This window comes from Mycobacterium conspicuum (assembly GCF_010730195.1).
Lineage (GTDB): Bacteria > Actinomycetota > Actinomycetes > Mycobacteriales > Mycobacteriaceae > Mycobacterium > Mycobacterium conspicuum.
The window spans coordinates 4,631,021-4,642,723 of the sequence record NZ_AP022613.1 but is presented as its reverse complement, the minus strand read 5'-3'; the positions used below and the strand labels follow the sequence as shown (position 1 = coordinate 4,642,723).

Annotated in this window: 8 protein-coding genes; 6 read left to right on the top strand and 2 right to left on the bottom strand. The window is 71.8% G+C overall.

The genetic code is table 11. From position 1 onward, the window contains the following. The first annotated feature begins 36 nt into the window (after window positions 1–36). The 6 genes from G6N66_RS21185 (at window position 37) to G6N66_RS21160 (ending at window position 6,868) form a co-directional block, all read left to right on the top strand. The gene (locus G6N66_RS21185; protein ID WP_232079377.1) at window positions 37–1,629 is read left to right on the top strand and encodes an esterase-like activity of phytase family protein; all 1,593 of its coding nucleotides are present in this window, start codon (window positions 37–39) and stop codon (window positions 1,627–1,629) included. A gap of 162 nt (window positions 1,630–1,791) precedes the next feature. After that, on the top strand, window positions 1,792–2,547 hold the full coding sequence (locus G6N66_RS21180) for a dienelactone hydrolase family protein (RefSeq protein WP_085231348.1): 756 nt from the start codon (window positions 1,792–1,794) through the stop codon (window positions 2,545–2,547). Between the two features lie 12 nt (window positions 2,548–2,559). Next, window positions 2,560–2,835: a DUF6295 family protein gene (locus G6N66_RS21175; RefSeq protein WP_085231366.1), complete on the top strand. Its 276-nt coding sequence runs from the start codon at window positions 2,560–2,562 to the stop codon at window positions 2,833–2,835. Window positions 2,836–2,864: 29 nt separating this feature from the next. After that, entirely contained in the window at window positions 2,865–3,608 is a 744-nt protein-coding gene (locus G6N66_RS21170; RefSeq protein WP_085231365.1) for a DUF427 domain-containing protein, read from the top strand. Between the two features lie 434 nt (window positions 3,609–4,042). Beyond that, window positions 4,043–5,164 (top strand): YncE family protein, encoded by a 1,122-nt coding sequence (locus G6N66_RS21165; RefSeq protein WP_232079376.1) that lies wholly within the window; start codon window positions 4,043–4,045, stop codon window positions 5,162–5,164. Between the two features lie 72 nt (window positions 5,165–5,236). After that, window positions 5,237–6,868: a long-chain fatty acid--CoA ligase gene (locus G6N66_RS21160; protein WP_085231349.1), complete on the top strand. Its 1,632-nt coding sequence runs from the start codon at window positions 5,237–5,239 to the stop codon at window positions 6,866–6,868. A gap of 4 nt (window positions 6,869–6,872) precedes the next feature. Here the strand turns inward: G6N66_RS21160 and G6N66_RS30500 are convergent, their stop codons facing one another. Together G6N66_RS30500 and G6N66_RS30495 are read right to left on the bottom strand one after the other, a co-directional pair. Further along, complete coding sequence (locus tag G6N66_RS30500; protein WP_408632895.1) at window positions 6,873–7,652, bottom strand: PecA family PE domain-processing aspartic protease; 780 nt, start codon at window positions 7,650–7,652, stop codon at window positions 6,873–6,875. 1,438 nt (window positions 7,653–9,090) lie between these two features. Continuing rightward, a complete protein-coding gene (locus G6N66_RS30495) occupies window positions 9,091–11,613 on the bottom strand; it encodes a PE family protein (RefSeq protein ID WP_170299634.1) in 2,523 nt (840 codons plus the stop codon). Between the last annotated feature and the right edge of the window lie 90 nt (window positions 11,614–11,703).

Sequence of the window (11,703 nt, the reverse complement as noted above, 5' to 3'; positions counted from 1 at the left end):
GTATTTCTGTCAATCCGAAACCTATTGTACGGCAAGGTGTTCCGGTTAGCGGCCGCGGCCGCATTACTGACGTTATCGACGGCGTGCTCCTCGCCGGGCACATCCACCGAGCCCGCGACGCCCGTCGACGGGAACCTGAGCACGTCGCCGGGCAAGGCGCTGACCATCCCCCCGGGCCAGTTGTTGGCCGCCACCCACGGCGTGACACCGGTCGCGTTCGGTAAGCCCGCGCACGGCAGCATTGCGTACGGCGCTTACGGCGCAATGATTTACACGCCCGACGCCGGCTTCGGCGGGACCGACAGCCTACCCGTCACCGTTAGCCGTGCGGTGCGGCTCTATGCCGAGGACGAGACGCCGCGAATCATCATCGGCGACGTCGCCATCCAACCCAACGCGCACGGGTCCGCGATCGCTCAGGTGCCGGGCCAGGCCGACGAGATCTATGGCCTGAGCGACCGAGGCCCGAATGTCGAAGGGACCAACCGCAACCAAAGGGTGCTTCCCGTACCCGATTTCCACCCGCAGATCGCCAGGCTCAAACTCGCCGATGGTGTGGCGTCGGTGGAGCAGATCATCACCTTGACCGGGCGCGACGGCGCACCCCTAGTCGGGCTCGTCGACCCGCAGGCGAACAACGGCGAGACGCTGGTGGATCTCGACGGCAAGCCGCTGGCACCCTCGGATCACGGCCTGGACGGTGAAGGCCTGGTCGCCATGGCCGACGGCACGTTCTGGGTGTCCGACGAGTACGGCCCGTTCATTGTCCACTTCGACGCCAACGGCAAAGAACTGGAACGCCTTTCGCCGTTCGGCGGGAGCCTGCCCAAGGAGCTTTCGATGCGCCAACCGAATCAGGGCATGGAGGGGCTGACGATCACGCCCGACGGCACGACGTTGGTGGGCATCATGCAGTCGGCCCTGCAGACGCCGGGCCTGACCGGCCGGGCCCGGTCCGTGCCGATAACCCGCATCGTCACGATCGACCTTGCCAACCGCAATGATGTGCACGAGTACCTGTTTCCACTGGCCAATCCCCAACAGACGAAGGTGGGGGTGTCGGAAATCTCCGCGGTGAGCGGCTCCACCTTCCTGATCGACGAGCATGACGGCGAGCCACAACCCAACGGCAACAAGAAGATCTACGTGGCCGACATCAGCGCGGCCACCGACGTCGGCCCGCACTCGGCGGTGCCGGGGGCGGTCTATCGGGCCGACGCCGGCGGCCTGCTCGTCAACGGTGTTCCGATCGAGAGCTTTGTCGGCGTCAGCACGGACGCGGCGGCCATCAACAAACTCAAGGCCGCCGGGATCACCGTCGCCGCGAAAACGCTCAAGCTCGACCTCGGCGACCTGCTGCGCTCGCTGTCCCCCAACGGCGACTTCTTCGGACACGACAAGGTCGAAGGCCTGCTCACCGCGGACGGCGGCAAGACGCTGATCATCGCCAACGACAGCGATTTCGGGCTGGCCGGATTGGCCGATGGGTCCTCGGCCACGCCGCCGTTCGCGCTCAAGCCCAAGATCCTGCCCAACGGCACTCAGGACAGCGGCGAGATCCTGAAGGTCGACACGACCCAGGTGCCGGCGCACACCGAGTCGGTGACGGTGACGATCAAGGTTGGCTGAGCCCGAGAGGCCCTTGGAGTTCCATGGCGAGCATGCATTGCGCCACGGCGCATTTCGAGCGGGGCCGGTGCGCGATCGACAGTGCCCGCGGCGCCGTCGGGCAGTTCGGATAGGTTGGTTGCAGCCCGCCATCAAGCCCGTAGGAGCCCGAAAGGAGCGCCGATGAACGCGCCCAGCCCGGATGCCATCCGTGCCGAAACGATCACCATCACTGGCCACGACGGCGACGAAATCGAGGCCTACCGGGCCATGCCGCTCGCCGAGGCCGCGCGGGGCGGAATCGTCTGGATTCATCACATGCCCGGCTATGACCGGGAGACCAAAGAGTTCGTCCGCCGGCTGGCCGTCAGCGGGTATTACGCGGTGGCGCCGAACCTGTACTCGCGCGAGGCCCCGGGCGCGGCGCCCGATGACGCCGCCGCGGCGGCGCGAGCGGCCGGCGGCGTGCCCGACGAACGATTGGTCGGCGATGTCGCCGGCGCGGTGGCGCATTTGCGTGGATTGCCCGGAGCCAATGGGAAGTTCGGCGTCATCGGGCACTGCTCGGGTGGCCGGCACGCGTTTCTGGCGGCGTGCTCGCTGCAGTTCGATGCCGCGGTCGATTGTTACGGCGCCTTCATCGTCGAGGATCCACCCGAAGGCATGCCCAAGGTGATGAAGCCGATCCTGGACCTGGCTCCCAACCTGAGCTGCCCGTTGCTGGGCCTGTTCGGGGCCGACGACCGGTTCCCGGCGCCGCCCGCGGTGGCCACGCTCGACGCCGAGCTGACCAGGCTGGGCAAGCCGCACGAGTTCCACTCCTACGACGGTGCGGGGCACAGCTTCTTCTCCGTCGACCGGCCGGCGTACCGCCCGGAAGCGGCGGTGGAAGGCTGGCAGCGCATCGACGAGTTCTTCGCCACCCACCTGAAAGGCTAGGTGTCCCAAGCCATGTGCACGTATCTGACCGAACACGTCGCCATCGACGGCAGCGGCAAGGGCGCGACCGGCTGGTTCGGCGCCGACCGCGCCACGGTGTACGTCGACCATCCCGTCCACGCGCCCTACGGCCACACGGTCAACATCGACGTGATCAACCCGCGGCTGGGCCCGTCGGCGAGGGTCGCGCTGGAACTCACCGAGGAGAGCGCGCTGGCCCTGGCCGATGCCATTCACCGGGCGATCGGCCATGCGCCGGCCGGCCTGGCGTCGAAGGACCAGCCGTGAGCGCCACCGGCGACACCGACTATCCCCAAATGGCCGCCGTGCGAGGGAGAATCGAGCCCGCGCCGCGTCGGGTCCGCGGCTATCTCGGCCACCAGCTGGTCTTCGACACCACCGCGGCGCGCTACGTCTGGGAGGTGCCGTACTACCCGCAGTACTACGTTCCGCTGCGGGATGTCGGCGCGGGGTTCCTGCGCGACGACGACCACCCGCAGAAAGTCCAGCTGGGTCCGTCGCGGCTGCACTCGCTGGTCGGCGCCGGGCAGACCCATCCCTCCGCCGCGCGGGTGTTCGACGCCGACACCGACAGCCCGGTGGCGGGCTTGGTGCGGTTCGACTGGGAGGCGTTGCGCTGGTTCGAGGAGGACGAGCCGATTTACGGCCATCCACGCAATCCGTATGTGCGCGTCGACGCGCTGCGTTCGCATCGCAACATTCGGGTCGAACTGGACGGCGTCCTCCTCGCGGACACCGGATCTGCCGTCCTGCTTTTCGAAACCGGTTTACCCACAAGGTATTACATCGACCCGACCGATGTCGCCTTCGAGCACCTCGAGCCCAGCTCGACGCAGACGCTGTGCCCGTACAAGGGCACGACGTCGGGATATTGGTCGGTGCGAGCGGGCGACACCGTGCAACCCAACCTCGCGTGGACCTACCATTACCCGCTGCCCGCCGTCGCCCCGATCGCGGGCCTGGTGGCTTTCTACAACGAAAAGGTCGACATCATCGTCGACGGCGCCGTCCTGCCCCGACCCCAGACCCACTTCAGCTAAGCAACGGGGGGAGCGCCACGACGCGCTGTGTGACGTCGGAACGCTTATGCACGGCGCGGCGCAGTGTGATATCTCACGCCAATTTCCGGTAATTTTAATATTTTCTCAGTTAGACACCTGTTCGGCGCAGCGGCGGTGCAGTTGCGGCACCGACACAAGGCCTGGTCAACGCCCCGTTAAGGCTTGCTGCGGTGCGGCTTTGAAAAACGCAACTCGTGGGCAAATCTAAGAGCCGCCGTGACTTGGGCAACAGTGCCGAATTTGGATTCTTTTGGCCGGAATTTGGCCGGTAAACTTTTCATTCAAGCAGGCGTGACAGCTCCCTTTGGTGCTGCATCTAGTTAATCCCCGGGCGCCGGTGTCGCGGAGTTCTCGCGACTCGCCGTGTCCCGGGCGGCCCGACGAGGGTCCGACAACAAGCAAAGGCGGTGCCAGTGAGTCCGGACAGCGACAACGACGTGCAGAAGGATCCGATCGTCACCGAGATTGCCGTGCATGAGGGTCCGATCGCGGGCGTCGTGGTTAGCCCCGACGGCGGCCGGCTGATGGTCACCAACTACGGCGCCGACAGTGTCTCGATCATCGACACCGACAGCTGCCGGGTCGTCGACACGGTTGCGGGCGTGCGCGAACCGTTCGCGATCGCCGCGGCCGGGCCCGACCGGGTGTATGTCAGCAGCGTGTCCCCGGCCTATGACTCGATCGAGGTCATCGACGCGTCCACGGGCGCGGTCGTGGCGACGCATCCGCTGGCCCTCAGCGTCAGCGACTTGGCGGTGAGCGCGGACGGCCGGTATGTCTACGCCGGCCGAAACGGCACCGGCGGTGCCGACGTCGCCGTCGTGGACACCACCACGGGCCGCGTCGAGGTGATCGACATCGCGGGACCCGGCACCACCGCTGCGTGCGTCCGCACCGGCGCCGACGGGGCCGTGTATGTCGGCACCAACGGCCCGGCCGGCGGGAAGCTCGTCGTGCTCGGCGCACCGTCGGGCGAGAGCTCCCCCGGACGTGCGCGCTGGCGCCGGAAAACGCCCACCCCGCCCCGCGACGGCGGCTTGACGGTCACCGGCGTCGTGGAGATCGGCCTGGCCGTGCGTGACGTCGCGCTCAGCCCCGACGGCGCCCTCGCCTACGTCGCCAGTTGCTGCCCCGAGGTGGGAGCGGTGGTCGACGTCGTCGACACCCGGACCAACAAGATCACCAGCACCTGCAAGCTCGGCGAGATCAGCGGCAACCTCACCGGCTGCACGATCAGCCGGGACGGCGACCGCGCCTATTTGGTCAGCGACGAGGGCGTCACCGTGCTGTGCACGCTCACCGAGGACATCATCGGCACGATCGCGGTCACACAGCAGCCGTCGTGCGTGGTCGAAAGCCCGGACGGAAAGCGTCTGTACGTCGCCGACTACTCGGGCGCGGTCAGCGTGGCCGCGCTGACCGCATCAGACCCGGCCGCTCCCCTGGCGATCGAGGGCGCGCCGCCGCGCAGTCACGCCTCGGCCGACTGGCTCATGCCCCAGGTGTTGCGCTACGAGCCGGCCCTGGCCAAGTAGTTCGCCCCGGCAGTTCCGGATCTTGGGGGGAACCCGTTCCCCGTTGGTCCGCGCGGCGATAGCATTCGCCCGATGGACAGCACAATGCAGGACTTTCCGTTGACGCTCGACGCGATCATGCGGCACGCCTGCGGCATCCATGGCGCCCGCACGGTCACCACCGCGACCGGTGCCGGCTACCGCCAGATCAGCTACCGCGAAATCGGCCTGCAGGCGGCTCAGTTGGCAAATGCCTTGCGCCGCATCGGCATTACCGGGGATCAGCGAGTCGCCACGTTCATGTGGAACAACGCCGAGCACCTGACGGCCTACGTGACGGTGCCGTCGATGGGCGCCGTCCTGCATACCCTCAACATCCGGCTTTTCCCCGATCAGATCGCCTACGCGGCCAACGAGGCCGAGGATCGGGTGGTCGTCGCCGACGTGTCCCTGGCCGAACTGCTCGGGCCGATCCTGCCGAAGCTGGACACCGTGCACACCGTGATCGCGGTGGGGGAGGGCGACCTTTCGCTGCTGCAAGACTCGGGCAAGACGGTGCTGCGCTACGCCGACGTGATCGCCGCCGAGCCCACCGAGTTCGACTGGCCCCGCATCGACGAGCGCTCCGCGGCCGCCATGTGCTACACCAGCGGCACCACCGGACACCCGAAAGGTGTTGTCTACAGCCATCGTTCGAGTTACATACACACCATGGCGGCCTGCGGGGGCAACGCGATGGCGCTGGGGTCCAGCGACAGCGTGCTGCCGGTCGTGCCGATGTTCCACGCCAACGCGTGGGGGATGCCGTATGCCGCGCTGATGGCGGGCGCGGACTTGGTGTTACCCGATTGCCATCTCGACCCGGCCTCGGTGATCGACATGATCGAGACGCAACGGCCCACGGTCGCCGGCGCGGTGCCGACCATCTGGAACGACGTCATGCACCGCCTGGAGAAGGACCCGGCGCACGACATCTCGTCGCTGCGGTTGGTGGTCTGCGGCGGCTCGGCCGTTCCGGTGTCGCTGATGCGGGCATACGAGGAGCGGTACGGCGTCCACATCCGGCAGCTGTGGGGCATGACGGAAACGTCGCCGGTGGCCACCATGGCGTCGCCACCGCGAGGAACCCCGGAGGACCAGCAGTGGGCGTTCCGCGGCACCGCGGGACGGCCGATCTGCGGCGTAGAAGCTCGGATCGTCGACGACGACGGCCACGCGCTGCCCACCGACGGCAAGGCGATTGGTGAAGTGGAGGTGCGCGGCCCCTGGATCACCGGGGCGTATTACCGCGGACGCGACCCCGGCAAGTTCGAGTCCGGCTGGCTGCGCACGGGCGACGTCGGGCGCATCGACGAACAGGGCTTCATCACGCTGACCGACCGCGCCAAAGATGTCATCAAGTCCGGCGGGGAATGGATTTCCTCCGTCGAGCTGGAGAACTGCCTCGTCGGGCACCCGGACGTGCGCGAGGCCGCGGTGGTCGGTGTCGCCGACGAGCGCTGGCAGGAACGGCCACTGGCCGTCGTCGTCGTCAACGACGGCGCGTCGATCACACCGGCTGAGCTTCGAAAGTTCCTCGCGGACAAGGTCGTTCGGTGGTGGCTGCCCGAGCGATGGACGTTTGTCGAGGAGATCCCGCGGACCAGCGTGGGCAAGTACGACAAGAAAGCGATCAGGGCGCGCTACGCCGAGGATGCCTACACGGTGATCGAGGCGCGCGACTGACGCCTCAGGTGTCGAAGACCATCGTTCCGACGCCGCTGGGGCTGTACCCGATGTACACCGGCTGCTGCGCGAACGGCTCGTAGCCGGTCTCCATCTGGGTGCCCGTCACCGCCAGGGTGTTGGTGGAGGTCGTCGTGTAGGAGTACAGCAGGTGCCCGTCGGTGGTGTAGACCGAGATCAGTGTTCCCGCCGGCACGTGTCCGGAGGTCTGACCGGTCCCGAGTACCGTTGCCGGGATCGTCCCGTGCAGGCCGCCGCTGTCGAACATCACGGGCACGGTTTGCGGTGTCCCGCTGCCGATTTGGACGTTCACGGTGGAGACGGGGGCGCCGGTAACCGTGGTTCCGGCGGGCAGCGGGTTAGGGCCGAATTCCAGCACACCGGCCGGTTCGTTGATGAGTACGCCGTTGTTCAGGGCGCCCGGCAACGCGGTGACTATCGTGCTGGTGCCCGGGAACCCGTTGTTGGGTCCGATACCCAATACGCCAACGATTCCGAACTGGCCGAAATAGTTGTTCACCGCCGACCCACTGACCAGATCCACGCCGGTCGGCTGGGTGACGATGCCGTTGCCGAAATTCACCGTCGTCGAATATGTCGTGTAGTTGTAGGTCAGGCCGCCGACGTAGCTGGCCGTGCCCGAACCGATCGACGAGCCGAGGTTTGCCGTTGGGACGTACTGACTTTCGATGACGAGACCGGTGGATCCGGTGTCAACCTCGACGGGCACCGACTGCCCGCCGTTCACCGAGATGTAGACGATCGGGTTCGTCGTGCTCTTCATCGTTAGCGGGACGCTTGCGTTCGTCAGGGTGCTGGAGCCCGTGCCGCCGGTGGCCCCGTTGACGCCGGTGGTTCCGGTGTTGCCGCCGACGGAACTGCCGGCGCCGCCGGCGCCGCCTAGGCCGTTGGTGCCGAACGTGCCATCGATGCCGCCGCTTCCGCTATTGCCGCCGGCGCCGCCATTGCCCCCGTTGGCGCCGCCGCCGGTGGCGCCCGCGCCGGCGCCGGCAGCGGCGGCGCCGCCCGAGCCGGCCTGGCCCGCGTTCGCGCCGCTGCCGCCGTCGCCGCCTGCGCCGCCGTAGCCGCCGGGGCCGGTGGTTACCGCGGTGCCGCCGTTGCCGGCGTTACCGCCGTTGCCGCCGGTGCCGGCGTTGCCGCCGGTGCCGCCGTTGGCCCCGATTCCGCCCGTGCCGCCGGCGCCGCCGTTGCCGCCCGTGCCGCCGGCGCCGCCGTCGCCGCCGTTGTCGCCCTGGGCGAGGAAGCTGCTTTGGCCGCTGGCGCCGTCGCCCCCGGAGCCGCCGTTGGCGCCGTGCCCGCCGTTGCCGCCGGCCCCGCCGTCGAAGCCGGGGGCGCCTTGTCCGCCGTTGCCGCCCGTTCCGGCGGATCCGCCATTGCCGCCGTTGCCGCCGGTGCCGACGGGCAGGGCTTCGCTTGCGGGCGCGGCGTCGGCGCCGTTGCCGGGCGCGCCACCGGCGCCGGCCGCTCCGCCGTCACCGCCGTTCCCGCCGGTGCCGCCGACGGTGCCGACGCCGGTGCCGCCGGTGCCGCCGCCACCGCCGTCGCCGCCGTTGCCGCCCGCTCCGCCATTGCCGTTCCATCCGAACAGGCCGTGGTTCGTGCCCGGCTGGTTGGAGGCGCCGCCCTGGCCGCCCTGGCCGCCGGTGCCGCCGGTGCCGCCGGCATAGCCGGGGTTGTCACCGGGCGCGCCGTCGTCGCCGGTGCCGCCGTTGCCGGCATCGCCGCCGGCCCCGCCGTTGCCGCCGCTGCCGTAGAACACATGGTTAGCCGCGGCGACTTGTTTGCTGGCACTGTTGCCTGGGCTGCCGCCGGCACCACCGCTACCGCCATTGCCGCCGTTGCCGCCTCCGCCGCCGGCGCTGTTGACGCCCGCGCCTCCGTTACTGCCCCGGCCGCCCGCGCCGCCGTTGCCGCCGTTGCCGCCGCTGCCGCCGGCGGTGCCGCCGGAACCGGGCTCGCCGCCCGTGCCGCCCACGGCGCCGTTGCCGCCGTTGCCGCCGCTGCCACCGGCTGCGGCGCCGGTGGGCGCGGCGCCGTCGCCGCCGTTGCCGCCGTTGCCGCCGTTACCCGCGGCGCCACCGTTGGCCGCGCTGCCGCCGTTGCCGCCGTTGCCGGCGGCCCCGCCGTTGCCACCCTGGCCGCCGTTGCCGGCCGCCCCGACGGAACCCGCGCCGGTGCCGGCCTGCCCGCCGGCCCCGCCGTTACCGCCCTGGCCACCGGAGCCGCCCGCGCGCCCGACGTTGCCCGCGCTGCCGGCGTTGCCATTGCCGCCCGCGCCGCCCTGGCCGCCGCTGCCGCCGCTGCCGCCGCTGCCGTTGGTGCCACCGGCCGCGGCGGTGCCACCGGTGCCCTGAGCCGTTGCCGGCCGGCGGTGCCGCTGCCCGCCCGCCGTTGCCGCCGTTGCCGCCGGTACCGCCCTGCCCGCCGGAGCCGGCGGTGCCGGCGGCGCCCTGGGTAGAGCCCGTTCCGCCGGCGCCGGCGTTGCCGCCGGTGCCGCCCTGGCCCCCGGTGCCGCCGTTGCCGCCGGCCACGCCGGGGGTGTTGCTGTTGTCGGTGCCCGCGGTGCCCTGGCCGCCGGTGCCGCCCTGCCCGCCGTTGCCGCCCTGGCCGCCGGCGCCCTGCTGGCCGCCGCCGGAGCCGGCCAGACCGCCGGGCCCGCCGGTGCCGCCGTTGCCGCCGGCGGCGCCCTGGTCGCCGGTGGCGCCGACCCCGCCCTGGCCGCCGTTGCCGCCCTGTCCGCCGGTGCCGCCGTTGCCGGCGATGCCGGAGGCGGCTTGGCCGCCTCTGCCGCTGCCGCCGAGGCCCGCGTTGCCGCCGGTGCCGCCCTGGCCCCCGTCGCCGCCGTTGCCGCCGGCCACCCCGGGGTTGGCGCTGTTGTCGGTGCCCGCGGTGCCCTGACCGCCGGTGCCGCCTTGCCCGCCGTTGCCGCCCTGACCGCCGGCGCCCTGCTGGCCGCCGCCGCCGGAGCCGGCTTGGCCGCCGGCCCCGCCGGTGCCGCCGTTGCCGCCGGCGGCGCCCTGGTTGCCGGCGAAGCCGACCCCGCCCTGGCCGCCGTTGCCGCCCTGGCCGCCGTCGCCGCCATTGCCGGCGATGCCGGAGGCGGCTTGGCCGCCGAACCCGCTGCCGCCGAGGCCCGCGTTGCCGCCGGTGCCGCCCTGGCCCCCGGTGCCGCCGTTGCCGCCGGCCACCCCGGGGTTGGCGCTGTTATCGGTGCCCGCGATGCCTTGGCCGCCGGTGCCGCCGTTGCCGCCGTTGCCGCCGTGACCGCCGAGGCCTTGCAGACCGCCGCCGCCTAAGCCGGCTTGGCCGCCGGCCCCGCCTTGGCCGCCGTTGCCGCCGGCGGCGCCCTGGTTCCCGGCGGTGCCGACCCCGCCCTGGCCGCCGTTGCCGCCCTGGCCGCCGGTGCCACCGTTGCCGGCGATGCCTGAGGCACCCACACCGCCGAAACCGCTGCCGCCGAGGCCGGCGTTGCCGCCGGTGCCGCCCTGGCCCCCGACGCCGCCGGTGCCGCCGGCCACTCCGGGGTTGGCGCTGTTGTCGGTGCCCGCGATGCCCTGCCCGCCGGCGCCGCCGTTGCCGCCGTTGCCGCCGTGGCCGCCGAGGCCTTGCTGACCGCCGCCGCCGGAGCCGGCTTGGCCGCCGGCCCCGCCGGTGCCGCCGTTGCCGCCGGCGGCGCCCTGGTTCCCGGCGGTGCCGACCCCGCCCCGGCCGCCGTTGCCGCCCTGACCGCCGTTACCGCCGTCGCCGGCGGTGCCGGAGGCGGCGTGGCCGCCCAGGCCGGTCCCGCCGAGGCCGGCGTTGCCGCCGGTGCCGCCCTGGCCCCCGACGCCGCCGTCGCCGCCGGCCACCCCGGGGTTGGCGCTGTTGTCGGTGCCCGCGATGCCTTGCCCGCCGGCGCCGCCCACGCCGCCGTTGCCGCCCTGGCCGCCGGCCCCTTGGTGGCCGGCGGTGCCGTTGTTGGCGTGGCCGGCCGCACCGCCGGCACCGCCCTGGCCGCCGTTGCCGCCGTTGGCGCCCGGTGCGCCGACGCTGCCGGCACCGCCTTGGCCGCCGTTGCCGCCGGCGCCACCCTGGCCGCCCGAACCGCCGTTGCCGTGCAAGAGCCCGCCGCTGCCACCCGCACCGCCGGCGCCGCCGGCACCACCGTTGCCGCCGGCAAGGCCGGCAGTGCCCGTGCCGCCGTTGGTTCCGACACCGCCGGCCCCGCCGTTGCCGCCGTTGCCGAACAGCCCGGCGCTGCCGCCCTTGCCACCGGCCTGCCCGGGCGCCCCGGAACCGCCGTTACCGCCGTTGCCCCACAAGATCCCGCCGGCCCCGCCGGCCTGCCCGGTGCCCGCCGCGCCGTTGGCGCCGTTGCCGATCAGCGGGCGCCCCAACACCGCCTCGGTCGGTAAATTGACCGCCGCCAGCGCGTCTCGCTGCACGGCCTGCAACGGCGAAACGTTGCCGGCCTCGATAACCGCGTACGCGTTTCCCGCCCCGCTCAGCGCCCGCACGAACTCGGCATGAAACGCGGCCGCCTGGGCGCTGAGCGCCTGAAACTGTTGCCCGTGAGCGGAAAACAGCGACGCGATCGCCGCCGACACCTCGTCGCCGGCGGCCGTCGCCACCGCGGTCGTCGAGGCGGCCGCGGCCGCGTTGGCCTCGCCGATGAGGGAACGCACCCCGGCCAGATCCGAGGCCGCCGACGCGATCAGGTCGGGTGCTGCGATGACGAACGACATCTCGCACCTCCCGCGCAGCCAACGGCTACGGATAGCACCGCCACGAACGACTGTGCGCCAACGCGGTCTCCCGAAAGACGGCGATTCAGC